Origin of the sequence: Jiangella muralis (genome assembly GCF_001270745.1) — a bacterium.
GTDB lineage: Bacteria > Actinomycetota > Actinomycetes > Jiangellales > Jiangellaceae > Jiangella > Jiangella muralis.
Genome location: NZ_LFXL01000027.1, coordinates 125,980 through 150,494 on the forward strand (window position 1 = coordinate 125,980; position 24,515 = coordinate 150,494).

Consider the following 24,515-nt stretch of genomic DNA (forward strand, 5'->3'; position numbering starts at 1 on the left):
CGCTCAGGACCAGACGAGGGCGTTGCCGGGGTCCTCCAGCAGCGCCGCGAGGTCGGCGAGGAACCGCGACCCCTGCTCGCCGTCGACCAGCCGGTGGTCGAACGAGAGCGCGAGTGTGGTGACCCAGCGCGGCTTCACCACGCCCTTGTGCACCCACGGCTGCTTGCGCACGGCGCCGAACGCGACGATCGCCGCCTCGCCGGGCGGCAGGATCGGCGTGCCGGTGTCGACGCCGAACACGCCGACGTTGGTGATGGAGATGGTGCCGCCGAGCATGTCGGCGGGCGGCGTCTTCCCCTCGCGCGCCGTGGCGGCCAGCTGGTTGATCGCCACCGCCAGCTCGCGCAGCGGCAGGCGGTCGGCGTCCTTGACGTTCGGCACGACCAGCCCGCGCGGGGTGGCCGCGGCGATGCCGAGGTTCACGTAGCGCTGCACGACGATCTCGCCGGCCGCCTCGTCCCAGCGGGCGTTGACGTCGGGATTGCGGCGGGCCGCGATGCAGACCGCCTTCGCCAGCACCGCCAGCGGCGACAGCTTGACGTCGCGGAACTCGCGGGCGCCGCGCAGCCGCTCGACCAGCTTCATGGTGCGGGTGACGTCGACGGTGACGAACTCGGTGACGTGCGGGGCGGTGAAGGCCGACGCCGTGACCGCCTTCGCCGTGGCCTTGCGAACCGACCGGATCGCGACGCGCTCCTGCCGCGGCAGGCCGTCCCAGCCGGCGCCGGTGGGCACGGCGGCGGGTGCCGCGACCGGCGCCCCGGCAGTCGTGGTGGGCGCGGCGGCCGCGGCCTGGACGTCGTCGCGGGTGATGGTGCCGTTGGGACCGGACGGGGCGACGGCGGCGAGGTCGACGCCGAGGTCCTTGGCCAGCTTCCGCACCGGCGGCTTGGCCAGCACCGACACCCGGGCGACGGGTGCGGCGACGGGCTCCGGCGCGACCGGCTCCGGCGCGACCGGCTCGGGCGCCACCGGTTCAGTCGCGGTGGCCGCCGGCTCCTTGCGCTGGCGCCGCTTCGCCGTCGTCGACCGCGGGCCGTACCCGACCAGCACCGCCTGCCGCTCCTCGGCCGGCTCGGCGGGCTCCGGCGCGGCAGGCGCGGGCGCCTCGGCCGGTGCCGGGGCCGGGGCCGCACCGGCGCCCGTCCGGACCGCGATGATCGGGGTGCCGACGTCGATCGTCTGGCCCTCGTCGACCAGCAGCGTCTCGACCACGCCGGCGAACGGGCAGGGCAGCTCGACCAGCGACTTGGCGGTCTCGATCTCGACGATGACGTCGTTGACCTTCACCTCGTCGCCCGGCTTGACCTTCCAGGACACGATCTCCGCCTCGGTCAGCCCTTCGCCGACGTCGGGGAGGTTGAACTGCGACACACTCATGCAGACCCTCCTCAGTAGGCGAACGTGCGGTCGACGGCGTCGAGCACGCGGTCGAGGTCGGGCAGGTACTCTTCCTCGACCCGCGCCGGCGGGTACGGGGTGTCGTAGCCGGTGACGCGCTGGACCGGCGCCTCCAGCGAGTAGAAGCACTGCTCGGTGACGCGGGCGGCCACCTCGGCGCCGATGCCGAGCGTGCGCTGCGCCTCGTGCACGACGACGAGCCGGCCGGTGCGTCGCACGGAGTCGTACACCGCGCGCAGGTCCAGCGGCGACAGCGTGCGCAGGTCGATGACCTCGAGCGACCGGCCGTCGTCGGCGGCGGCTGCCGCGGCGTCGAGGCAGGTCTTCACCGTGGGGCCGTACGCCACCACCGTGGCGTCGGTGCCGGGCAGCGCCACCCGCGCGGACTCCAGCGGCAGGTCCGGCTCGCCGTCGAGGTCGACCTCGCCCTTCGTGTAGTAGCGGCCCTTCGGCTCGAAGAACACCACCGGATCGTCCAGCTCGATGGCCTGCTGGATCATCCAGTACGCGTCGAGCGGGTTGGAGCAGGTGACCACCTTGAGGCCCGGGGTGTGCGCGAAGTACGCCTCCGGGCTCTCGCTGTGGTGTTCGACGGCGCCGATGGCGCCGCCGAACGGGATGCGGATGACGATCGGCATCCGCAACCGGCCGCCGGAGCGGAAGTGCATCTTCGCGACCTGGTTGACGATCTGGTCGTAGCCGGGGAACACGAAGCCGTCGAACTGGATCTCGCACACCGGCCGGTAGCCGCGCAGCGCCAGCCCGACCGCGGTGCCGATGATGCCGGACTCGGCCAGCGGGGTGTCGATGACGCGGTCCTCGCCGAAGTCCTTCTGCAGGCCGTCGGTGACCCGGAAGACGCCGCCGAGCTTGCCGACGTCCTCGCCCATGACGAGGACCTTGGCGTCGTTCTCCATGGATCGCCGCAGGCCGGCGTTGACCGCCTTGATGATGTTGAGGCTCGTCATCGGGCCACCTCCTCGGCGAAGCTGTCGAGGTAGGCCGACATCTCCTCGCGCTGGGCGACGAGACCGGGGGTCGGCTCGACGTAGACGTGGTCGAAGATCGACGTCGGCGTGGGGTCGGGCAGCGCGCGGCAGGCCGCCCGCAGGTGCACGGCCAGCTCCTCGGCCTCTTCCTCGACGGCGTCGAAGAACGCTTGGTCGGCGAGGTCGCCGCGGACCATGTACGCCTTCACCCGCTCGATCGGGTCCTTGAGCTTCCAGTGCTCCAGCTCGGCGTTGAGGCGGTACCGGGTGGGGTCGTCGGTGGTGGTGTGGGCGCCCATGCGGTAGGTGAACGCCTCGACCAGCGTGGGGCCCTCGCCGTCGCGGGCCCGCTGCAGCGCCTCGCGGGTGACGGCCAGGCAGGCGAGGACGTCGTTGCCGTCGACGCGGACGCCCGGGAAGCCGAACCCGGCGGCGCGGCGGTACAGCGGCACCCGGGTCTGCCGCTCCAGCGGCTCGGAGATGGCCCACTGGTTGTTCTGGCAGAAGAACACCACCGGGGCGTTGACGACGCTGGCCCAGATGAACGCCTCGTTGACGTCGCCCTGGCTGGTGGCGCCGTCGCCGAAGTAGGCGACGACGGCGGCGTCACGGTCGGGGTCGCCGGTGCCGATGGCGCCGTCGCGCTGGATGCCCATGGCGTAGCCGGTGGCGTGCAGCGTCTGCGCGCCGATGACGATGGTGTACAGGTGGAAGTTCGACCCGACGGTGTCCCAGCCGCCTTGGTCGACGCCGCGGAACAGCGCCAGCAGGTGCAGCGGGTCGACGCCGCGGCACAGCGCGACCGCGTGCTCGCGGTACGTCGGGAAGACGTGGTCCTGCGGGCGCATTGCCCGGGCCGACCCGACCTGCGCGGCCTCCTGGCCCAGCAGGCTGGCCCACAGGCCCAGCTCACCCTGCCGCTGCAGCGCGACGGCCTCGCCGTCGACGCGGCGGCCCAGCACGAGATCGCGGTACATGGACCGGACGTCGTCGCCGGTGATGTCGGCGACGAGGGCGTCGTAGCGCTCGTTCGGAACGCGCTGACCCTCGGGGGTGAGCAGCTGGACGAGCTCGGGTTCGGGCGAGGTCGCCCCGGCCGCCGTCTCGACAGTCATGTGTCTCCTTCACGTCGTCGGCCCCGCAGGATTGCCGCGGGAGCCTGCTCCTCGTGACCACCGGCGGCGTGGGTGGGGACTACGGGTGGGTCCTCCCTCGCCGCGGTGCATGACCGTGACCGGAGTCACGATCTCCTACCGCCACGGTACCCAGATCCGGGGTCGGACGGGTGCATCGAGGCGGCAGGTGGGGCTCATCCTGCAGCACCTGATGTCAGCCTGCCCGCTCGGGATCGCCCACAGGCTCGTCGTTCCGGACAAACTTCCTCACGGTGACCCTGCGCTGAACGCACAAGTCGTCTGTCGTCCGAGTAATACGGACGGCAGACGACTCGTGGCGGTGCTCAGGTGGTGACCGTCTCTACTCGGCGGCCCCGGCGAAGCGGCGACGCAGCAGGAACGCGGCGCCGGCGACGAGGCTCAGGCCGACCGCGAGCAGCAGCGTCGGCGAGGAGCCGGTGTCCGGCAGGTCCTCGTCCGGCGTCTCGCTCGGGGTCGGGGTCTGGCTCGGCGTCTCCGAGGGGGTCTCGGACGGCGTCTCGCTCGGCGTCTCCGACGGGGTCTCGGACGGCGTCTCGCTCGGCGTCTCCGACGGGGTCTCGGACGGCGTGGGCGTCGGCGTCGGCGTCTCCGTCGCGACGGTCCAGTCGACCGTGCCCTCGACGTCCAGCTGGGTCTTCTCCGACTGCGCCAGGATCAGCGACTGGGTGCGGATCTCGTCGGTGTTGCTGACGAACAGCCGGCCGATGTTGAGGTGCGCGTCGGCGTGCAGCCGGACGGTGCCGTCGCCGGCCTCCGCGTCGGCCGGCACGTCGACGCCGAAGGTGGCGCCGTCGGCCAACTGGTCGCCCAGCGGCGCGCCGTCGGCGTCGACCAGCTCGACGCCCTCGGGCAGCTCGGCCGTGACGTCGACGGTCTCGGCGTTGGTGCTGACGGTGAACGGGCCGAGGACGTTGCCGGCCTCGCCCGAGATCGACGACGGGTCCAGCGACAGCGCCGGCGCCGGCTGCTCGCCGATGCCGGTGTTGTCCTCGCCGGTCAGGTACTCGAACAGGGCCCGCACGTCGGCGTCGACGTCGTCACCCTCGTTGGTGAAGTCGTCGAGGCTCGGCTGCACGGCGTCGCTGAGCGACCAGACGGCGGCCTGCGTGGCGGTGATCGCCTCGCGCTCGGAGAGCCCGTCATTGAACGCCACGACGCCGTCCAATGCGGTCTCGATGTCGGCCGCCGGCAGCACCGGGTAGGAATTCTGCAGCACCCAGAGGATGCGGTCGGCGTTGTCGGTGAACGGGGCGTCCGGGACCGGGTAGGAGTCCCAGGGCACCTCGACCATGTTCAGTTCGGGATCCTGGTTGATCGGGACGTTGACCTCGACACAGTAGGTCTTCAGCTGCGCGCCGTCGTCGGCCAGCAGGCCGAGCAGGATGGCCCGGACCGAGCCGCCGCCGTAGTTGACGCGATAGCCCTCGACGTTGCCGTCCGGGTGGATGATCGCGCGAGCCTCGGCGTCGGCCGTCTCGAAGTCGGCAGCCGTTGCGGATGCGGGAAGCAGGACGGCCGCGCCGAGCGCGGCCGCGACGCCGGCGCCTGCAACGCGCCGACGGGAATGGGTGGACAAGAGTTCTCCTTCGTGAATGTTCGCACTCCCCCGAGAACCGCCGCAGGCTATCGGATAACGGAATGAACCGAAAGAACACCCCGCAACTTGGACATGTCCGGCGTTGCGCCGCGGGGCACTGTCGGTGCCGCGCGGAGTCGCATAGGGTCTTGACTCGTGCCTGACTTCGACGAAGCGTCGGCTACGCGCCGGGTGGCGCCAGGGCGCCACGGCGTCGACATCGACGGGACCTGGTCGGTGGGCGACGTGCCGAACGGCGGCTACCTGCTGGCCCTGGTCCTGCGGGCGGTGCTGGCCGAGTCGGCGCACCCGCACCCGGTGAGCACCAACGCGCATTTCGTGGCCCCACCCACGGGCGGCCCGGCGGAGGTGCACGTCGACGTCGTGCGCACCGGGCGGACCATCGAGACGCTGCGGGCAACGCTGGTCCAGGACGACGAGGCGCGGGTCGAGGCCACGGTCACCACCAGCGCGCTGTCGCGCTCGTCGCCGGTCGAGTGGGTCGGCCCGCCGCCGGAGCCGGTGGCGCCGGTCGACGAGTGCATCCCGGCGGTCGTCGACCTCCCCGACGGCACCCACGTCGGCCTGCTCGAACACGTCGACCTGCGGCTGGACCCACAGACCCTGGGCTGGTTCTCCGGCCGCCCGGCGGGCCAACTGTCCATGCGCGGGCACGTCCGGCTGGCCGACGGCACCCAGCCCGACCCGGTGGTGCTGGCGCTCACGGTCGACTCCCTGCCGCCGACGGTGTTCGGTCTGGGCCGACTCGGCTGGGCGCCCACCGTCCAGCTGAGCCTCCTGACCCGCAGCCTTCCGGCGCCGGGCTGGCTGACGGTGCACCTGCGCGGCCGGCTGGTCCGCGACGGCTGGTTCGACGAGGAGGCCGAGGTGTACGACGCCGACGGCGCCCTGGTCGCCCAGTCCCGGCAGCTGGCCCGCATCCGGGTGACCTGAGCCCGTCCATGACCGCGCCCGACGCCCGGCTGCGCCGCGCCCGGTGGGTGGTGCTGCTGTTCGCGCTGGTCGCGGCGGTGGCGACGGCGCTCACCGGCGGCCTGATCGGGGTGCTGGGCGAGGACGACGCCCGGGTGGCCGCGCTCGGCGCGCTCGGCGTCGCACTGTTCTGCACGACGCAGGCCGGCGCGGTGTACGCCGTGCTCACGCCGTGGGCGACGGAGTCGGCCCGGCACCGGTGGCTGGTCGCGTTCCTGGTCGCGGCGGCGGTGTCGGTGCCGCTGGCCGGACCGCTCGACGCGGACGACTGGCAGACGTGGGCGTGGCTGGGCGGTCCGCTGGCCGGGTCGGCGCCGCTGCTGCTCGGCCGGGTCGCCGGCATGGCGCTGGCCACCGGCGTCGTCGGCGTCTCCGCCCTGGTGGGCTGGTGGACCGGCGGATCGGTGCCGACGTACGTCCTGCTCACACTGATCAACGCGGTCATGGTGGCGGCGCTGTGCGGGGTGCCGATGTGGCTGTGGGACCTGCTGGTCGAGGCCCGCGAGGGCCGGTTGGCGCAAGCCCGGCTGGCCGCGACCGAGGAGCGGCTGCGGTTTGCCCGCGACGTGCACGACCTGCTCGGGCACACGCTGTCGGTGATCGCGTTGAAGACGGAGCTTGCGGCCCGGCTGGCGACCGCCGACGGCGAGCGTGCCGGGCGCGAGGCGGAGGAAGCGCGGTCGCTGGCGGCGTCGGCGCTCACCGAGCTGCGTCAGGTGGTGCACGGCTACCGGGCGGTCGACCTCGACGGTCAACTGGACGCGATCCGCCGGGTGCTGGAATCCTCAGGCGTCCGCTGCACCGTCACCGGCCCGTCGGTGCCGCCGCCCGAGCCGGTCGCCGCGCTGCTGATCCCCGTCCTGCGGGAGGCGAGCACCAACGTCCTGCGACACAGCCGGGCCCGATGGTGCACGATCGACATCGGCCAGGAGGACGCGGAGGTGCGCATGACGGTCGTCAACGACGGCGCGACGGGCGACGGGCCCGACGCGCACAGCTCCGGCCTGCGCGGACTGGCCGACCGGCTGGCCGAGGCAGGCGGCACGCTGCGTTCCGGCCGGTCCGGCGACGGCACGTTCACGCTCGCGGTGGTGGTGCCGACGTGATCCGGGTGCTGCTGGCCGACGACGAGGAGCTGATCCGCACCGCCGTCGCCGCCCTGCTCGGCCTCGAACCGGACCTCGAGGTGGTGGCGCAGGCTCCGGACGGCCGGGCCGCCGTCGACGCCGCGCTGGCGCACCGTCCCGACGTGGTCGTCGCCGACCTGGAGATGCCACGCCTGTCCGGCATGGAGGTGGCGGCCGAGCTGGCCACCGCGCTGCCGTCGTGCGCCGTCGTCATCCTCACCGGCCACGGCCGTCCACCGCACCTGCAACGGGCGCTGACGGCGGGCGCGAAGGGCTTCCTCCCGAAGGGGTCGCCGGGTGGCACGCTGGCCGACGTCATCCGCCGCGTCCACGGTGGCGAACGCTACGTCGACCCCGGGCTGGCCGCCGACGCGCTGACCGCGCCGGTCAACCCGCTGACGCCGCGTGAGCTGGAGGTGCTCAGGCTGGCCGGCTACGACACCCCGGTCGCCGTCATCGCCCGGCGCACCCACCTCTCGCCCGGCACGGTCCGCAACTACGTGGCCGCCGCGGTCGCCAAGCTGGGCGCGTCGAGCCGGGCCGAGGCCGTGCGCATCGCCGACGAGAACGGCTGGCTCTGACCGAGGGCGGCCACCCACCCGTCAGCCATGCGATGCCGGCCGGTCGGGAGGCGGACGCGGGCATGGTCATGCCGACGCGGATGTTGACGCTGCCGCCAACCGTTGGCGCTGGTGTCACCATCCCTGTGCAGGCACCGCCGACCATCGAGATACGGACGCGGCCACGTCTGACCGGCCGCCGATGGGCGAGCGATCCGTGCTGCACCTCACCTCAGCCCCTCAGCCGAGCACCGTCAGGGTCAGCAGCGCGACGTTCAGGGCGACCACGACGACGGCGACGCCGATGGCGAGAACGGTCGTCAGGCGCGAGTTGGCCCAGCGGCCCATGACCGACGACTTCGCGGTGACGGCGACCAGCGGGATGATCGCGAACGGGATGCCGAACGACAGCACCACCTGCGAGAGCACCAGCAGCCACGTCGGCTCGGCGCCGGTGGTCAGGATCAGCACCGCCGGCAGCAGCGTCACCAGCCGCCTGGCCAGCAGCGGGATGCGCCGCAGCAGCAGCCCTTCCATGATCACCGCGCCGGCGTAGCAGCCCACCGACGTCGACGCGAGGCCGGACACCAGCAGGCCGACCGCGAACAGCACGCCGATCGCCGTCCCCAGGCCGGACTCGACGGCGGCGTGCGCCCCCGCGATGGTGTCGGTGCCGTCGACACCGCGCAGCGAGGCGGCCGCGACCAGCAGCAGTGCGATGTTCACGCTGCCCGCCACGACCATGGCGAGGCCGACGTCCACCCGGGTGGCCGACAGCAGCCGGCCGACCAGCCCGGGCTCCGGCGTGGCGCCGAACCGGTCGCGGGCCAGCGCCGAGTGCAGGTAGACGACGTGCGGCATGACGGTCGCGCCGAACATGCCTGCCGCCAGCAACACCGTCTCGGTGCCCTCGAACCGCGGCACCAGCCCGGACACGATGCCCGACGCCGACGGCGGCTGCACGAACAGCCCGGCCACGAACCCGGCCGCGATGACCAGCAGCGCCGTCGTCACGACCCGCTCGAAGGCGCGCTGCCCGCGGCCGTTCTGCACCGTCAGCAGCGCCATCGACGCGACGCCGGTGATCAGGCCGCCCAGCCACAGCGGCAGGCCGAACAGCAGGTTCAGCGCGATGGCGCCGCCGACCACCTCGGCGATGTCGGTGGCCATCGCGACCACCTCGGCCTGCAGCCAGTACGCCAGCCGGCCGCCGCGCGGCATCCGGTCGCGCAGCACCTCGGGCAGCGACGACCCGGTGACGACGCCCAGCTTCGCCGACAGGTACTGCACCAGCCCGGCCATCGCGGTGGCCAGCACCAGCACCCACACCAGCAGGTAGCCGTAGCCGGAGCCGGCCGACAGGTTGGTCGCGACGTTGCCCGGGTCGACGTAGGCGACCGCCGCCACGAACGCGGGGCCGAGCAGGCCCAGCCCCGCGCCGGGCAGCGGCGGCAGCGGTGCGCCGTCGCGGCCTGGCCGGCGACGGCGCACCCGTACGTACATGAGTCCCTATCCTCCGCCCGCGCGAGCGTCGACCTCGTAGCTGGTGTTGATGGACTCGAAGAAGTTCACCAGTTGCAGCGTGTCGTTGGCAGTCGCCATCCACTTGGCGGGATTGGCGACCTTGTAGTGCGGCTCGAAGCCCAACTCCTCCAGCCGCCGGTCGGCCAGGTACTTCACGTACTGGTTGATGTACTCGGCGTTCATCCCCAGGATGCCGGTGGGCAGCAGGTCGCGGTTGTACTGCTCCTCCATGGCGACGCCGTCGATGATCATCTGCTCGATCTCGGCGGCGAACTCCGGGGTCTGCAGCTCCGGGTTCTCGTCCAGCACGGTGAGGACGAGGTTGATGCCGAACTTCAGGTGCAGGCTCTCGTCGCGGACGATCCAGTCGATCAGCGACGCGAAGTTGCGCAGCAGGTTCCGCTGCCGGAAGCTCAACGCCACCATGAACCCGCTGTAGAACCAGATGCCCTCCAGCACGATGTTGTAGGCGACCAGGTTCCGGACGAAGTCCTGCTTGCCCTCGACGGTGGTGATGTCGAGCGTCTGCTCGGCCATCCGCTTGATGTAGCGGACCTCGAACTCCTCCTTCGCCACCATCGACGGGATGGTGGCGTGCGCCGCATATGCCTGCTCGCGGTCGATGGGGAACGTCTCGAGGACGTACTCGAAGGCCATGACGTGATTGGCCTCCTCCCACATCTGCTTGGCGAGGTAGAGGTGCGCCTCGGCCGCGCTCAGGTACGGGTACACCCCGAACGCGAGCGCCTTGTTCACCAGCAGCTCGTTCGGGTTGAAGTAGCTCATCAGGAACGTCAGCGCGTGCCGCTCCTCGTCGGACATCTTCTTGAAGTCGGCCATGTCCTCGCCGAGCTGTACCTCGTGCGGAAACCACGTGTTCGCGACGGCCTGGTTGTACAGCTCGTAGGCCCAGGGGTAGCGGACCGGCTTGAGCAGCAGGCCCTCCTGGATGCCGGTGCCGAGAATGCTCATCGTCTTCCTCCCCCTACTGGCAGGACTCGCACTGCAGCCGTTCCTGCGGATCGACGGGGCAGGCGGCCGCCTCCTCGCCGGTGTCGACGACCGTCAGCTCCTGCGCCGGCGCCGGCTCGGGTGCCGGGCTCGCGGCCGCGCGGGCCGCGCCGAAGCCGCGCCGCGACCCGCCGGACGAGGCGCCGGCGCCGGCCAGCGACTCGGCCTTGTTCACCCGGACGGTGCTCTGCTCGGCCGTGTGCCGCGGCTTGACGTGCAGGTAGTACGTGGTCTTGACGCCCTTCGCCCAAGCCGCCGAGTAGATGTCGACCATGTCGTCGATGTCGCGGGTCTCGAGGTACATGTTGCGGCTGATCGCCTGGTCGATCCATTTCTGCGCCCGGGCCGCGACCTCGATGAACGCGTACGGCGAGAGCTGGAACGAGGTCTGGTAGATCGCCTTGAGGTCGGCCGGGACGGCGTCCAGCGCCGACACGTCGCCCTGGGCGCGGAGCAGGTCCTCGCGGACGTCCTCCCACAGCCCGCGCTCCTTGAGGTCGGCCACCAGGTTGCGGTTGACCTCCAGGAACTTGCCGGAGCTGGTGGCCCGGCTGAACAGCTGGGAGAACTGCGGGTCCAGCCCCGGCGTGGTGCCGGCGACCAGGCCGATGGACGCCGTCGGGGCGATGGCCATCAGGGTGGCGTTGCGCATGCCGCCGCGGACCTTGGCGCGCAGCACGTCCCAGTCGAGCCGGCTGGACCGCGTGACGGTGATCGGCACGCCGCGCTCGCGCTCGGCCCGGTCGACGGTGTCGATCGGAACGAGGCCGCGGCTCCAGCCGGAGCCGTCGAAGTTGGCGTACGAGCCGCGCTCGCGGGCGAGGTCGGCGCTCTCGTCGATGGCGTGGTAGCTGATGAACTCCATCAGCCGGTCGATGAGGTCGTAGGCCTGCTCGCTCTCGTACGACCAGCCCAGCCGCTCGACGACGTCGGTGAAGCCCATGACGCCCAGGCCGACGGCGCGGTTCAGCTCGTTGGACCGCTCGGACTCGGGCACCGACGAGATGGTGATGTCGATGAGGTTGTCGAGCTGGCGGACGGCCAGCCGGACGCTGTCGCGCAGCCGGTCCCACTGCCACCCGTCCGGACCGAGGTGAGCGGACAGGTTGATCGACGCGAGGTTGCAGACGGCGACGTTGTCGCGGTCCTGCGGCAAGGTGATCTCGGTGCACAGGTTGGACAGGTGGATCGTGCCGGTGTTGTCGTTGAGCGCCCGGTTGTTGATGGTGTCCTTCCACGTCAGCCACGGGTGCGACGTGGTCTGCAGGGCCACCAGGATGGCCCGGAACTGCTCGCGCGCCTTGATGCGGGTGAACGCACGCAGCTCGCCGGCCTCGGCCGCCGCGACGTACTCGGCGTAGCGCCGGCTGAAGGCGGCGCCGTACAGCTCCGGTAGGTCCGGCACGTCGAGCGGGTCGAACAGGTACCAGTCGTCGTCGTTCGCGACGCGGGTCATGAACTCGTCGGAGATCCAGACCGCGGTGTTGGCGGTGCGGACCCGGCGGTACGGGTCGCCCGCGTTCTGCTTGAGGTCGAGGAACTGCGGGAAGTCGAGGTGCCAGTTCTCGATGTAGAAGGCCAGCGCGCCGAACTTCTTGCCGCCGCGCGACACCGCCCGCAGCGTGGAGTCGATGGTGTGCATGAACGGGATCGGGCCGGTCGAGACGGTGTTGTTGCTGCGGATGGGCGAGCCCTCGGCGCGCAGCTTCGTCACCGACAGCCCGATGCCGCCGGTCCCCTTGGTCAGCCACATGACGTCGCGCACGCTCTTGGCGATGTGCTCGATGTCGTCCTGCATCTCCATGACGAAGCAGTTGGACAGCTGGGAGTACGCCGTGCCGGCGTTCACCAGCGTGGACCCGGCGGCGAGGTAGTCGAGGCGGGACATCTTGGCGTAGAACTCGACGGCCGCGGCGGTCGGGTCGGCCTCGTTCAGCGACAGCCCCATCGAGACCCGCATCCAGAAGAACTGCGGCACCTCGAGCCGGTGGCCGTCGCGGTCGTTGATCATGTAGCGGTTGCTCATGGTGACCGCGCCGATGTAGCGCAGCAGGTCGTCGCGCGCCGGGTCCAGCGCCGCGGCCAGCCGGTCGAGGTCGAAGTGCGTCGTGAGCCGTGCGTCGAGAAGTCCGGCGGCCACGCCCTCCGCAACGTAGCCGGGAAACCTCTGCCGATGCAGTTCGGCCAGCTGGTCAGGGGTCTCGTAGTCACCCAGGACCCGCTTGTAGACGGTCTTGAGCAGCACCCGCGCCGCGACGGTGTCGAACGCGGGATCGTCGCGGACGTTCTGCAGCGCCACCTGGACGACGGCTTCGTCGAGCTGCTGGCTGGTGATGCCGTCGAACAGGGTGATCTCGAGCTCGGACTGCAGCTGCGTGACCCGGGCGACCTGGTTGTCCAGGCCCACGCTGGCGGCCTCGATGGCCCGGGCGATCTTGTAGCCGTCGTAGGGCTCGACCGATCCATCACGTTTGACGACGTTGACGCTCATCTCTCTCCTCGCGAGCTCGGCTGGCTCGGCCCGCGGGCTCGGAGGCCGGGGTCAGGAGAGATGCGTCGCCGACACCGCGCCGGGCGCGCTGATGGCGCGAGCGCGGCGGTGAGTACGTCGTCGAATCGTCCCCTGGCCCCTCCCTCGGGAGCCGCGGACCACCGCACGCGTGTGGCGTGCGGTGCGCTGGCAGGTCTTCGGACTCACGGGCGCGGAGGGCCACCTGGCGGATGGCGCTCCTTCTACTGGCCGTCGCTTCCCAGGCCACCTGGTGGCGGCCCAGTGCTTCGTTGACGGCGGTCGTTCCCGTTCACCGCTGCGGGGCAGTCCCGGACTCACACCGGGTTCCCTGTTGCCTCCGCCGGCCTGGCTGACCGGCGGAACCAGCTGCAAGACCCACACTATCTGGTAGTTACACAGATGCAAGTCACCTACATCTAGTGTCGCCGCCGCCTGGCGCCCACATCGGGACAGATGCCGCGGCGACCTGTCCCGATCTCGCAGCGACATGGCCGAAACTCGCTGTCGCCGCTGGCCGGCGATCCGCCACAATGGGCGCTGTCAGTACTGATCGAAGGAGACACTCATGACCCAGGCTCCGGCCCGGCCGGGGATGATCTGGACCGCGCTCGTCGTCGTCTACGTGGTCTGGGGCTCGACGTACCTCGGCATCCGGGTCATGGTCGAGGCCGACGTCCCGCCGTTCCTCGGCATGGGGCTGCGCTTCACCCTCGCCGGGCTGCTGCTGCTCGGCTACCTGTGGCTGCGGCACGGCCGGTCCCGCATCCGGGTCGGACGGCGCGAGTTGCGCGGCTCGGCGGTCATGGGCCTGCTGCTGCTCGTGCTCGGCAATGGGATGGTCGCGGTCGCCGAGCAGACGGTGCCGAGCGGACTCGCCGCACTCATCGTCGGGGCGATCTCGCTGTGGTTCGTGCTGCTGCAGGTCGCCGGCGGCCAGCGCCCGCCGCTGCTCACGTGGGCCGGCGTACTGGTCGGCCTGGCCGGCGTGGCCATCATCAGCCTGCCGCGCGGTGGCATCGACGGTGTCGAGGCGTGGGGGGTGGGGCTGCTGCTGTTCGCCACCATCTCCTGGGCGTTCGGCTCCTACTTCTCGCCACGGCTGGGGCTGCCGCGCAACGCACTGGTCGCGTCGGCGTACGAGATGCTCACCGCCGGGCTGGTCATGCTCGCGGTGTCCGTGGCCAGCGGTGAGCTCAGCGGCCTGGACCTCTCGGCGATCCAGGCGGAGGGGTGGGTGGCGGTGGCGTACCTGGTCCTGTTCGGGTCGCTGCTGGGGTACACCGCCTACGCGTACCTGCTGTCGGTGGCGCCGCTGTCGCTGATCGGGACCTACGCGTACGTCAACCCGGTGGTCGCGGTGCTGCTCGGCTGGGCCATCCTGTCCGAGCCGGTGACGTCGATCGTGCTGGCGGGCGGCGCGCTCGTGGTCGGCGGCGTCGTTCTGGTCGTCAACGGCGAGCGGACGGCGGCCAAGGGTCGCGGCTCCGACCCCGCCCCCGACCGCACCCCGGACGAGGCGCTCACCTGACTCCGTCCCGCTCGACCGTTGACATTTCGCCGGGTAGGTTGCAAGGATTCGGCACGGTTTCCGATAGGACGCGCACACCGCGTCCTACCCCTGGAAGGGAGCGAGTGACGTGAAGCGAAGGATCGTCCTCGCGGCGCTGGTCGCCGTGGCCGGCCTGGCTGGGACCACCGTGGTCGCCACCGGCGGCGTCGGCGCTGCCCCGGGGGAAGTGGCCCCGTGGAACGACGACGGCGTGCGCGACACGCCGGACGGCGGCTCCGACTACTGTTGCTGACTCCCGCACTCACAGCGATGCCCCGGCGCCTGACTGGCGCCGGGGCATCGCTGTGTGACAGTGCGTCGCTCGTCAGGCAGTGGCCGACGGGGTGAGGCCCAGCGAGCCGTCGAGGCTCCCGCCGGCGGATTCGTCGGCGAGGCCGGACGCGATGTGCGGGCCCACCCGCACCGAGCGCAAAGCGCTGTCGTAGGCGTCGAGCGCGGCGTCGGTACGGCCGAGGTCGCGGTAGAGGTCGGCCAGCTCGCGCCAGGCCCGGGCGGCCACGCGAGTGGCCCCCATGGACTCGAGCGCGGACGCCGCCAGCGCGGCCTCGCGGATGCTCTGCTCGACGTCGCCCTGAGCCCGGAGCACCCGGGCGAGGGTGAGCCGGGCCAGCGCCCCGCCCATCCACGGCTGGTCGCCCAGCTCGCGCAGCGCGGTGTCGGCGGAGGCGCGGGCTTCGTCGAGCCGGCCGAGCCGCAGCAGCGCCTCGGCCCGCTTGGTGCTGAAGCTGGCGATGTCGGTGGCGCTGCCGTGCTGCCGGATGGCCGCCTCGACACCGTCGAGGATGGTCAGCGCCTCCGCCGCCCGGGGCTCGCTGCCCTGCAGCAGCAGCCAGGCGTGCGCCAGCCGCAGCCGGGCGAGGTTGCGGAGGTCGTCGCCCTCGCCGAACATCGCCAGCGCGCGGTCGACCAGGTTCAGCGCCAGCGCCAGTTCGCCGCGGGTCTCGGCGACGAGCGAGGCGTTCCAGTACGCCGCGCCACGGGTGTGCGGCGTGCCGATGCGGTCGGCGGCGGCCACCAGTTCGGCCGCGAGCGCGTTGGACCGCACGATGTCGCCGCGGGCGGCGTAGGCCCCGAGGACCGTGCAGCCGAGGCGGATGTACTCGTCGGTGTTCTCCAGCCCGATGTCGAGGGCCGCGCGACGGGCCTCTTCACCGACCTGGATGGCCATGTCGTAGTCGCCGGCGCGGTCGTAGCACCGGGTGAGCGCGATGGCGACGTCGAGCCAGGACTGCACCGCGGGCGTCTGCCGCGCTTCGTCGGCGAGCTCGCTGAGCACCTCGATGGCGCCCTCGAGGTCGCCGGTGCGCTCGCGGGCCAGCGCCCGGCCCAGGCGGGCGGCGCGGCTCTGCTCGTCGTTCAGACCAGGATCCCCGACCAGCGCGGTGAACTGCTCGTACGCCTCGCCGGCCCGGCCCTCGCGCAGCGCCATCTCGGCGCGGCCGAGGGCGAGGCGGGCCTTGGTGCGGACAGAGGCGTCGACGCCGTCGCGCAGGTACTCGACGTCGATGCGCAGCCGCTCGGCGATGTGGGAGAGCGCGGACGAGGCCGGCTGGCGGCGGCCGCTCTCGACGAGCGAGACGTAACTGGGGGACAACATGCCCTCGGCGATCTCCGCCTGGGAGAGTCCGAGCTCCAACCGGCGGGATCGGATACGCTGCCCGACGGGCGTCGGTAGCGGCGCCTCGTCCACTGTTGCTGGCTGGTCTTCTGTCATGACAGTATTGGACTACAGTCAGTCACATTTTGCCAGCCCAAATGCCGACTTTAGGAGTTCGATCTAGATGGGGCGCGCCAAGCGAGTGGCGATCGCGGTTGTCGCATCGTTCGCACTCATGTTCACGGTGAGCACACCCGCGACGGCCGCTTTCGCACCGGCCGCCGACCCCGGATCCTACTGTTGCTGATGCGGTAGCCACAGACTGCACGGACGGCGTCCGGCGTCTCGCCCCCCGAACGCAGGACGCCGTCCGTGCTTGTTCCCCCAGCAAGCGGGGATATGCGCCTTTTGGAAAGCGTTAGCCTTCCTGCCATTCGGCGGCCAGTCGGATCAGCCTGTCATTGGCCTCCGGCTCGGCGATCGTGACCCGGCAGCCGGCGCCGGCGAAGGGCCGTACGACCAGCCCTTCGTCCTCGCAGAAGCGAGCGAAGTCGAGGGTCCGCTCGCCCAGGGCCAGCCACACGAAGTTCGCCTCGGTGTGAGGTATGTCCCATCCCTGCGCCGACAGCGCGTCATACACCCTGGCGCGCTCGCCGACCAGGGCCTCGACCCGCTCCAGCAGCTCCGCCTCGCGGGCCAGCGACTCGACGGCGGCCCGCTGGGCGATGCCGGAGACGCCGAACGGCACCGCGGTCTTGCGCAGCGCGTCAGCGACGTCGTCGTGCGCGATGGCGAACCCGACGCGTAGTCCGGCCAGCCCGTACGCCTTCGAGAACGTGCGCAGCACGCACACGTTGCGGTGCTGGCGGTAGAGCTCGAGGCCGTCGGCGGCTGCGGGGTCGCGGACGAACTCGCGGTACGCCTCATCGACGACCACCAGGACGTCCTCGGGCACCCGGCGCACGAACGCGGCCAGCTCATCGCGCCCGACGACCGGTCCGGTCGGGTTGTTCGGCGTACACACGAGCACGAGGCGGGTGCGGTCGGTGATGGCGTCGGCCATGGCGTCGAGGTCGTGCCGCGCCCCGTCGGCCAGCGGCACCTGCACCGCCGTGGCGCCGGAGATGCCGACCACGATCGGGTACGCCTCGAACGAGCGCCACGCGTAGACCACCTCGTCGCCCTCGGTGACCGTGGCCTGGACGATCTGCTGCAGCACGCCGACGCTGCCGGTGCCGGTGGCGATGTGCTCGGGCGGCACGCCGAAGCGGTCGGCCAGCGCCGCCACCAGCTCGGTGGCGAACATGTCCGGATAGCGGTTCAGCGTGCCAGCCGTCGCCGTGACGGCCTCGAGGACGCCGGGCAGCGGCGGGTAGGGATTCTCGTTCGAGGAGATCTTGAACGCCTGCTCAGCACCCGCCGCCGGTGCGGCCGGCCGGCCCGGCTTGTAGGACGGCAGGCCGTCGAGAGCCTTGCGAATGCGCACCATGTCCGCACGATAGCCGCTCCCGCGGACGGCCCCGGATGTGTACGCTCGGCAGCCGTGACGTCCTTCATCATCCGCCTGCTCGTCAACGGCTTCGCCCTATGGGTGGCGACCCGGATCGTCGACGGCGTGACCATCAGCTCTGACAGCACGTCAAGCGAGATCCTGACCTTGCTTGTCGTGGCCCTGATCTTCGGCCTCATCAACGCGTTCATCAAACCAGTGGTCCAGTTGTTGTCTCTACCACTGCTGATCTTGACCCTCGGTCTCTTCACGTTGATCGTCAACGCGCTGATGTTCGAGCTGACCTCGTGGATCGCCGACGCCCTGGACGTGCCCTTCCACGTCGACGACTTCTTCTGGTCGGCCGTGCTCGGCGCGCTGGTGGTCTCGTTCGTCAGCTGGATCCTGAATCTGTTGTTGCCGAACTGACGAACGGCTGCACGGGGTCGTCCATCCGTCGTCGCGGCGTGGCCCTTAACGCCTACTTGATACGACCCTTCTTCCGCTGGGCCGATGTTTGACGTACCTTTGGCCTAGCATCCTCTGCACGACGGATAGGCGCCCGTTTCTGCTGGCGCCACGGGGGTTCGTTGTGCCCTGAACTCAGTGTGGGCATGGTGAACAGATGACGATCGGCTACGGCCCCGTCGGTTCGGTCCTGACCGAGCAACCTCCTTCGGGCCATCAGCGCGCCCGGCACCCGGACCGCGGCACGTCCGCGTCGCGTCCGGTGCCGCTCGCGGTCACGACTCCGCCGGGATACCCGGAACCCGACTCCAACCGGCACGCGCTGGTGGGCTCGATGGTCTACGAGGTCGTCTACGACGATCCGCACGGCAATCCCATGCTCGCCTTCGCCGACGGGCAGTGGTTCGACGTCACGTCCTTCGCGCCGCGGCCGGTCTCCGTCCGCCACGCGCTGCGCCGTGACCCCGCCTGGTCCGGTGCGGTCGTGCAGACGATCTGCCTGTGGATGCGCAGCAACCCCAACCACGAGCGGTCCTTCGATCTGGCCACCGAGCTCGCGTTGGCCGTCGGGGAGCTCGCGCGCCAGCGCCGCTGAGGCGCCTGGCCGTGACGGATCCCAGCACCCCATACCGCGTCTGCGTCGTCTGCGCCGGGAACATCTGCCGGTCGCCCATCGCCGAGTTCGTGCTGCGCCGCCGACTCGAGGAGGTCGGCCTGGGTCACCTCGTCACCGTCGACTCCGCCGGCACCGGCGGCTGGCACGCCGGCCAGCAGGCCGACTCCCGCGCCCTCACGGCGCTGCACCACCACGGCTACGACGGCGGTGCCCACCGGGCCCGCCAGTTCCGCCGCGAGTGGTTCGCCGACGTCGACCTCGTCCTGGCCCTCGACCGCGAGAACTTCGCCGACCTCAGCACGCTGGCCCGCGACGACGACACCCGCGCCAAGGTGCAGTTGCTGCGCAGCTACGACCCCGACGCCGTGACCACCGACGACACCGACGTGCCCGACCCCTACTACGGCGACGACGCCGCCTTCGACCACGTGCTGCTGATGATCGAGCGGGCCGCCGACGGCTTCGTCGCGGCGGTACGCGAGGAGATCGAGCTGGACGCGCCGGGCGGTGAGCCCAGTCGACAGTGAGCATCTGCACACGTTGCTGGGCACCGCCGTCGAATCGCTCACCCCGGTCGGCGGCGGTTCCATCTGCGAAGCGCGGCAGGCCCGGCTCGGCGACGGCCGCACCGTCTTCGTCAAGACCCGGGCGGGCGCGCCGCCGGGGTTCTTCCCGGCCGAGGCGCTCGGACTGACGCGGCTGGCCGCGGCCCCTGGCGGCGTCCCCGTCCCGCGGGTGCTCGCACACGACGAACGCTGCCTCGTCCTCGAATGGGTCACGACGGGCGTCCCGTCGGCGACGGCCGCGGAACGGTTCGGCCGCGCGCTGGCCGCCACGCACCGGCACGGCGCCGACGTCTTCGGCTCGGCCGACGGCCCCGGCTGGATCGGCAGCCTCGACCTCCCGCACGGGCCGTGGCAGCGCTGGCCGGACCTGTGGGCGTACGGACGGCTGGAACCGTACCTGCGCACGGCCCGCAAGGCCGGCGCCGTCGACCGGCGCACCGTCGCCGACGTCGAGAAGGTGATCGCCGACCTCCCCCGGCTGGCCGGGCCGGACGAGCCGCCCGCGCTGATCCACGGCGACCTCTGGGCCGGTAACGTGCTGTGGACGGAGACCGGCGCGCACCTCGTCGACCCCGCCGCGCACGGCGGTCACCGCGAGACCGACCTCGCCATGCTCACGCTGTTCGGCCTGCCGCACCTCGACCGCGTCCTCGCCGCCTACGACGAGGCCTGGCCGCTGGCCGCGGGCTGGCGCGAACGGCTGCCGCTGCACCAGCTGCACCCCGTGCTCGTCCACGCCGTGCTGTTCGGCGGATCCTACGGCGCCCAGGCCGGCCGGCTGGCCCGTCAGGCACTGCGGGCCGGCTGATCCGGGTTCGCCGGGCTTTGCCCCTCCTCCGCAGGTCGGACACGCACCTTCCACAGTGCGAATGAGCTGGCCGCCGCCGATGAGCCGGTAGGTTCGCAGCGACCGTCCAACGATCGGGAGATCATGATCACGGCCCAGGGGTTGTACAAACGATACGGCGCGAAGACCGCCGTCGATCATCTGACGTTCGAGGTGCGTCCCGGCATGGTGACGGGATTCCTCGGACCCAACGGCGCGGGCAAGTCCACCACCATGCGCCTCATGCTCGACCTCGACAACGGCGGTGGTGAGACGCTGTTCGACGGGCGCAAGTTCGGCACCATCGCGCACCCGATGCGCGAGATCGGCGCCGTGCTCGAGTCCAAGGCGTTCCACCCGACCCGCACCGCCCGCAACCACCTGCGCATGCTGGCGGCAGGCAGCGGCATCCCGTTCCACCGGGTCGACGAGGTGCTCGAGTTCGTCGGCCTCACCGAGGTCAAGAACAAGAAGCCGAAGAACTTCTCCCTCGGCATGGCGCAGCGGCTGGGCCTGGCGCAGGCGCTGCTCGGCGACCCTCAGACGCTCATCCTCGACGAGCCGGCCAACGGCCTGGACCCCAGCGGCATCCACTGGCTGCGCACCGTCCTCAAGTCGCTGGCCGACCAGGGCCGGACCATCTTCGTCTCCAGCCACCTGCTGCCCGAGATGGCGCTGATGGCCGACCAGCTGGTCGTCATCGGCCGCGGCACCATGATCTACAACGGCGACGTCGACGGCTTCGTCCGCGACTTCACCCAGTCCACTGTGCTGGTGCGCAGCCCGCAGGCCGCCCAGCTGGCCGAGCTCCTCCGCCGCGTCGACGGCGTCACCGTCGACGACGTGCCCGTCGACGCCCGGGCCGTCGTCACCGTCGAGGGCGCCGATGCGCCCGTCGCGACGCCGGCGCCGTCGCCCGCGCTGCGGGTGTCCGGCATCGAGACCGCCGCGATCGGCGAGCTGGCCTTCCAGAACAACATCCTGCTGCACGAGCTGGCGACCCAGACGGCGTCGCTGGAGACGGCGTTCATCACGGCGACCGGCGCGTCCGAGGAGTACGTCGCGCACGACGTCCCCGGGGTGGCCGACGCCGCGCCCCAGCCCGCCACCCCGCAGGCCGGACCACCCGCCGCGCCACCCGTCCCGCCGTCCCAGCCCGGCGACACCACGCCCGGAGGTGCCGCATGAGCAGCGCCCTGCGCTTCGAATGGGTGCGGCTGCGCACCCTGCGCTCCACCTACTGGCTGATCGGCATCGGCCTGCTGCTGACCACGGCCATCGCGTTCGGCGTCGCGTTCGCCACCCGCAACGACCTCATCACCGCCGAGGACGCCGGCATCATCGTCACCGGCGGCGCCGAGCTGGCGCCGTTCCTGGCGATCTTCCTGGCCATCATCGGGATCTTCGCCACCGGTCACGAGTACCGGCACGGCACCATCCAGCCGACGCTCACCGCCATCCCGCAGCGCACCCGGCTGCTGCTGGCCAAGGTGCTCATGGTGGCGATCACCGCGGCGGTCATCACCGTCGTCTCGGTGGCGATCAACATCGGGCTGGGCAGCCTGTACTGGCAGAACGCGCCCGACCTCGGCGCCGAGCCGCTGAGCGAGGTGATCCCGGGCTACGTGGTCTTCGTGGTGCTCTACGCCATCCTCGGCGTCGCCCTCGGCCAGCTCTTCCGTGGCGTCCCGTCGGCGCTGGTGATCCTGCTGGTGGTGCCGCTGATCGTCGAGACGCTGATCGCGGCGCTGTCGTTGTGGTCGGCCCTCGACTGGCTGCAGCCCGCGCTGAAGTTCCTGCCGTTCAGCGCCGGCGCCCGGCTCATCGCCACCGGTCCGTACGACGCCAACGGCGGCCCGGAGTTCGACTTCCTGGGCCGCTGGGAGTCCGGTGGCGTGTTCGCGGCGTTCGTCGCGATCATCCTGGCCGTCGGCTGGTACCTCTTCAAGAAGCGCGACGCCTGACGGCCGGCTGCGCCCGGATCAGGACGCGGTGAAGTCGGCGGAGATCGTCGCCGACACCTCGATCGGTTCCGGGCGCAGCGACACCGACGGGCCGCCGCCGTGGTCGGCGGCGCCCATCTGGGTGATCTTGAACGGCCCGCGGCCCTCCCAGCCGGGCTGCTCGTGCGGCCGGAGACCCGGCTCGTACAGGGCGTCGACACTGGACACGTCCAGGCCGAGCGCGGCGGCGTAGGTGGCCGCCCGCTCCTGGGCGTCGCGCACGGCCTCGGCCCGCACCTCGCGCTCGATCTCGCAGCGGTGGTCGTCGGTCAGCTCCCAGTCGACGCCGTCGACCACCACGCCGTCGACCGCGCCGGCGTCGGTGACCCAGGTGGATAGCGCGGCGAAGTCGGCGAACCGCACCGCGACCCCGGCGGCGGCCACCTGGAACGTCTCGGCGACGTCGGAGTCGCGGCGGTACCGCTGCACCGTCGACACGTACACCTGGTCGGCCGACCACCGGGTCGCCGCGCCCGCCGTGACGTACCGCTCGGCGTCGGCGGACAGCTGGGCGTGCAGGTCGGCGACGAACGGGACGACGTCGGACGAGCGGCGCGCCTCGCGGGTGGCGCGCAGGTGGACGGTGCCGCGCTCGGGCGGCACCAGGCGGTGCGCAGTTCCGGCGACGGTGATGGTGACCATCTCAGACCGTGACCTCTCCGTGCGCGGTGCGGAACCGCACCGAGCGCACGCCCGGGCCACCGTTCACCGGCAGCCACCGCACGTCGACGTCGTCGAGCGGATGGTCCTCGGGCTCGCCCAGCCACGCCGTGACGAAGTGCGGATCGCCGGCGATGTCGAGGCTGAGCAGCTCGACGTCGTGGCCGCCCTTCGACGGGTGCTCGCCGGCGTCGGACTCCCAGTGCACGAAGAACGGCAGCTGCGGGTCGTTCATCAGGCCCATGACGCCGATCTGGCGCCACACGAGGTCGTAGCCGTCGGGCCGCACCCGGTGGCCGCCGACGGCGGGCCGGCCCAGCCGCTCCTCGATCGGCGCGAGGTCGTCGACCGCGACGACCCAGCCGAGCCAGCCGCCGCCGGCCTCGGACCGGGCCTTGACCGCCTGGCCGAACGGCACCTTGTCGACGACGGGGTGGTCCAGCGCCGCCACCACCTCGAGGTAGTGGCCGCCGGCCAGCGGCAACACCCGGTTGCGGGTGCCGAAGCGCGGATGCAGACCGCCGTCGACGAGGTCGACTCCCAGCTCACCGGCCAGCCGCTGCGCGGTGGCGTCGAGTCCGTCCGGTCCGGCCGCGTACGAGACGTGATCGAGGCGCATCCGTGCATCGTGGCAGCCTCCGGACCGGTTTGGCGAGCCGACGCCCGCCGGGTGGCCCGGCGGGTGCGTTAACGTTGCAGATCGGTGATCACTGCGAATCGGGGAAGATCGGTACGAAGGGTCGCCGGCACGAGTAGACATGATCATGCAGCATCTGTGGCATCGATCCAGCGCACCTGGAGGCGACTGCGCGTGAGCATCGAGATCACCAGGACCGCCCGCAGCTACGCCGCCTACCTGGACGGGCTCCGGGTCGGCGAACTCACCTACGCCCGCCGCGACGACGAGATCGTTGCGCTGCACACCGTGGTCGAGGAGGCCGCCGAGGGCAAGGGGGTCGGCGGCGCGCTGGCCCGGGCCCTGCTCGACGACGCCCGGGAAGGCAGCCTGAAGGTCGTCCCGCAGTGCCCGTTCGTGGCCGGCTACCTCGACCGGCATGCCGAGTACGCCGACCTGCGGGCGGGCTAGGTGAGCCTGTACATGATCATCCAGCTTTTGAGCTGCTATGACAGCCAAAAAGGTGGATGATCATGGCCGACCGTCAGACGCTCTCTAGTCCCTCAGGGCCGCGCGCAGCCGCCGGGCGGCGGCCTCCGGGTCGTCCGCGGCGGTGATGGCCCGCACGACCACCACCCGGCGAGCGCCCGCGCCGACCACCTCGGCGACGCTGCGCTCGTCGATGCCGCCGATGGCGAACCAGGGCGTGGCCGGCGCCGTCGCGGCCACGGCGCGGACGGTCTCGACGCCGACCGCCGGGCGGCCCTGCTTGGTGGGCGTCGGCCAGACCGGGCCGACGCAGAAGTAGTCGACGTCCGGGTCGGCCTCGGCCACCGCGGCCTGCTCGGCGGAGTGCGTCGACCGGCCGAGCAGCACGTCCGGCCCGAGCAGCCGCCGGCTCGCGGCAACCGGCAGGTCCTCCTGCCCGGTGTGCAGGATCGCCGCCCCGGCCAGCTCGGCGAGGTCGGCGCGGTCGTTGACGGCGACCAGCGCGCCGTGCTCCGCCGCGACGCGCGCCACCAGCGGTTGCAGCTCCAGCTCGGCGCGCGCGTCCAGCGACTTGTCGCGCAGCTGGACGATGTCGACGCCGCCCGACAGCGCCGCGTGCAGGAACGACTCGAGGTCGCCGCGGTCGCGCCGGGCGTCGGTGCACAGGTAGAGCCGGGCGTCGGCCAGCCGCTGTCTCGGGTCGGGGGTCACAGCCGGAGTCTGCCACGGGCGGAGTACGGTGGAAGGGCACGGGAGCCCTGGCGG

At 71.7% G+C, this 24,515-nt stretch carries 24 protein-coding genes and 1 riboswitch; of the genes, 12 read left to right on the forward strand and 12 right to left on the reverse strand.

Going from position 1 to position 24,515, the window contains the following annotated elements; translation table 11 throughout:
• Positions 1-3: 3 nt before the first annotated feature.
• The 4 genes from ACW62_RS23130 to ACW62_RS23145 all read right to left on the reverse strand — a co-directional run bounded on the left by ACW62_RS23130 (position 4) and on the right by ACW62_RS23145 (position 5,123).
• Positions 4-1,380 (reverse strand): dihydrolipoamide acetyltransferase family protein, encoded by a 1,377-nt coding sequence (locus ACW62_RS23130; RefSeq protein ID WP_053206463.1) that lies wholly within the window; start codon positions 1,378-1,380, stop codon positions 4-6.
• An 11-nt stretch (positions 1,381-1,391) separates the two neighbouring features.
• A complete protein-coding gene (locus tag ACW62_RS23135; RefSeq protein WP_053206464.1) occupies positions 1,392-2,369 on the reverse strand; it encodes an alpha-ketoacid dehydrogenase subunit beta in 978 nt (325 codons plus the stop codon).
• Positions 2,366-3,505 carry a pyruvate dehydrogenase (acetyl-transferring) E1 component subunit alpha gene (pdhA, locus tag ACW62_RS23140; protein WP_053206465.1) on the reverse strand — a complete coding sequence of 380 codons (1,140 nt, stop codon included), beginning with the start codon at positions 3,503-3,505 and terminating at the stop codon, positions 2,366-2,368. The genes ACW62_RS23135 and pdhA overlap by 4 nt, the downstream gene beginning before the upstream one ends.
• Before the next feature lie 361 nt (positions 3,506-3,866).
• Entirely contained in the window at positions 3,867-5,123 is a 1,257-nt protein-coding gene (locus ACW62_RS23145) for a Cys-Gln thioester bond-forming surface protein (RefSeq protein WP_053206466.1), read from the reverse strand.
• A 156-nt stretch (positions 5,124-5,279) separates the two neighbouring features.
• Here ACW62_RS23145 and ACW62_RS23150 point away from each other — a divergent pair, with 156 nt between their 5' ends.
• The 3 genes from ACW62_RS23150 to ACW62_RS23160 are packed head-to-tail and all read left to right on the forward strand — an operon-like array spanning position 5,280 to position 7,824.
• Positions 5,280-6,077: a thioesterase family protein gene (locus ACW62_RS23150; RefSeq protein WP_053206467.1), complete on the forward strand. Its 798-nt coding sequence runs from the start codon at positions 5,280-5,282 to the stop codon at positions 6,075-6,077.
• 8 nt (positions 6,078-6,085) lie between these two features.
• Entirely contained in the window at positions 6,086-7,222 is a 1,137-nt protein-coding gene (locus ACW62_RS23155; RefSeq protein ID WP_053206468.1) for a sensor histidine kinase, read from the forward strand.
• Positions 7,219-7,824, forward strand: coding sequence for a response regulator transcription factor (locus ACW62_RS23160; RefSeq protein ID WP_053206469.1), 606 nt, complete (start codon positions 7,219-7,221; stop codon positions 7,822-7,824). The genes ACW62_RS23155 and ACW62_RS23160 overlap by 4 nt, the downstream gene beginning before the upstream one ends.
• Positions 7,825-8,043: 219 nt before the next feature.
• On the opposite strand, the gene ACW62_RS23165 is transcribed toward ACW62_RS23160, so the two are convergent.
• From ACW62_RS23165 to ACW62_RS23175, 3 genes are read right to left on the reverse strand one after another with little or no spacing between them, the layout of a single operon-like run.
• The gene (locus tag ACW62_RS23165; RefSeq protein ID WP_083460071.1) at positions 8,044-9,306 is read right to left on the reverse strand and encodes an Nramp family divalent metal transporter; all 1,263 of its coding nucleotides are present in this window, start codon (positions 9,304-9,306) and stop codon (positions 8,044-8,046) included.
• Between the two features lie 6 nt (positions 9,307-9,312).
• Positions 9,313-10,299, reverse strand: a complete 987-nt coding sequence (locus ACW62_RS23170; protein ID WP_053206470.1) for a ribonucleotide-diphosphate reductase subunit beta — start codon at positions 10,297-10,299, stop codon at positions 9,313-9,315.
• Between the two features lie 13 nt (positions 10,300-10,312).
• Positions 10,313-12,829 carry a ribonucleoside-diphosphate reductase subunit alpha gene (locus tag ACW62_RS23175; protein ID WP_053206471.1) on the reverse strand — a complete coding sequence of 839 codons (2,517 nt, stop codon included), beginning with the start codon at positions 12,827-12,829 and terminating at the stop codon, positions 10,313-10,315.
• Positions 12,830-13,000: 171 nt separating this feature from the next.
• Positions 13,001-13,232, reverse strand: a riboswitch (cobalamin riboswitch).
• 183 nt (positions 13,233-13,415) lie between these two features.
• Here ACW62_RS23175 and ACW62_RS23180 point away from each other — a divergent pair.
• Both ACW62_RS23180 and ACW62_RS34290 read left to right on the forward strand, forming a co-directional pair.
• Positions 13,416-14,378 carry an EamA family transporter gene (locus ACW62_RS23180; RefSeq protein ID WP_053206472.1) on the forward strand — a complete coding sequence of 321 codons (963 nt, stop codon included), beginning with the start codon at positions 13,416-13,418 and terminating at the stop codon, positions 14,376-14,378.
• A 109-nt stretch (positions 14,379-14,487) separates the two neighbouring features.
• Entirely contained in the window at positions 14,488-14,652 is a 165-nt protein-coding gene (locus tag ACW62_RS34290; protein ID WP_157574927.1) for a hypothetical protein, read from the forward strand.
• A gap of 72 nt (positions 14,653-14,724) precedes the next feature.
• Here ACW62_RS34290 and ACW62_RS23185 read toward each other — a convergent pair whose 3' ends face one another.
• Together ACW62_RS23185 and hisC are read right to left on the reverse strand one after the other, a co-directional pair.
• On the reverse strand, positions 14,725-16,134 hold the full coding sequence (locus tag ACW62_RS23185) for a tetratricopeptide repeat protein (protein WP_083460072.1): 1,410 nt from the start codon (positions 16,132-16,134) through the stop codon (positions 14,725-14,727).
• A 301-nt stretch (positions 16,135-16,435) separates the two neighbouring features.
• The gene (gene hisC, locus ACW62_RS23190; protein WP_053206474.1) at positions 16,436-17,506 is read right to left on the reverse strand and encodes a histidinol-phosphate transaminase; all 1,071 of its coding nucleotides are present in this window, start codon (positions 17,504-17,506) and stop codon (positions 16,436-16,438) included.
• A gap of 54 nt (positions 17,507-17,560) precedes the next feature.
• On the opposite strand from hisC, the gene ACW62_RS23195 reads away from it, so the two are divergent.
• The 6 genes from ACW62_RS23195 to ACW62_RS23220 all read left to right on the forward strand — a co-directional run bounded on the left by ACW62_RS23195 (position 17,561) and on the right by ACW62_RS23220 (position 21,946).
• Positions 17,561-17,935, forward strand: coding sequence for a phage holin family protein (locus ACW62_RS23195; protein ID WP_053206475.1), 375 nt, complete (start codon positions 17,561-17,563; stop codon positions 17,933-17,935).
• A gap of 196 nt (positions 17,936-18,131) precedes the next feature.
• Entirely contained in the window at positions 18,132-18,569 is a 438-nt protein-coding gene (locus ACW62_RS23200; protein ID WP_053206476.1) for a hypothetical protein, read from the forward strand.
• 11 nt (positions 18,570-18,580) lie between these two features.
• Complete coding sequence (locus tag ACW62_RS23205) at positions 18,581-19,117, forward strand: low molecular weight protein-tyrosine-phosphatase (protein WP_053206477.1); 537 nt, start codon at positions 18,581-18,583, stop codon at positions 19,115-19,117.
• On the forward strand, positions 19,098-19,964 hold the full coding sequence (locus ACW62_RS23210) for a fructosamine kinase family protein (RefSeq protein WP_205629545.1): 867 nt from the start codon (positions 19,098-19,100) through the stop codon (positions 19,962-19,964). Before ACW62_RS23205 ends, ACW62_RS23210 begins: the two co-directional genes overlap by 20 nt.
• A gap of 123 nt (positions 19,965-20,087) precedes the next feature.
• Complete coding sequence (locus ACW62_RS23215) at positions 20,088-21,170, forward strand: ATP-binding cassette domain-containing protein (RefSeq protein WP_053206478.1); 1,083 nt, start codon at positions 20,088-20,090, stop codon at positions 21,168-21,170.
• Complete coding sequence (locus ACW62_RS23220; RefSeq protein ID WP_053206479.1) at positions 21,167-21,946, forward strand: ABC-2 family transporter permease; 780 nt, start codon at positions 21,167-21,169, stop codon at positions 21,944-21,946. The genes ACW62_RS23215 and ACW62_RS23220 overlap by 4 nt, the downstream gene beginning before the upstream one ends.
• Before the next feature lie 18 nt (positions 21,947-21,964).
• Here the strand turns inward: ACW62_RS23220 and ACW62_RS23225 are convergent, their stop codons facing one another.
• Together ACW62_RS23225 and ACW62_RS23230 are read right to left on the reverse strand one after the other, a co-directional pair.
• Positions 21,965-22,627 (reverse strand): SIMPL domain-containing protein, encoded by a 663-nt coding sequence (locus ACW62_RS23225; RefSeq protein ID WP_053206480.1) that lies wholly within the window; start codon positions 22,625-22,627, stop codon positions 21,965-21,967.
• 1 nt (position 22,628) lies between these two features.
• Positions 22,629-23,264: a VOC family protein gene (locus ACW62_RS23230; protein WP_053206481.1), complete on the reverse strand. Its 636-nt coding sequence runs from the start codon at positions 23,262-23,264 to the stop codon at positions 22,629-22,631.
• 192 nt (positions 23,265-23,456) lie between these two features.
• Between ACW62_RS23230 and ACW62_RS23235 the strand changes: the two genes are divergently transcribed.
• Complete coding sequence (locus ACW62_RS23235) at positions 23,457-23,732, forward strand: GNAT family N-acetyltransferase (RefSeq protein WP_205629546.1); 276 nt, start codon at positions 23,457-23,459, stop codon at positions 23,730-23,732.
• Between the two features lie 84 nt (positions 23,733-23,816).
• On the opposite strand, the gene thiE is transcribed toward ACW62_RS23235, so the two are convergent.
• Positions 23,817-24,461 (reverse strand): thiamine phosphate synthase, encoded by a 645-nt coding sequence (gene thiE, locus ACW62_RS23240; protein ID WP_053206482.1) that lies wholly within the window; start codon positions 24,459-24,461, stop codon positions 23,817-23,819.
• Positions 24,462-24,515 lie beyond the last annotated feature (54 nt).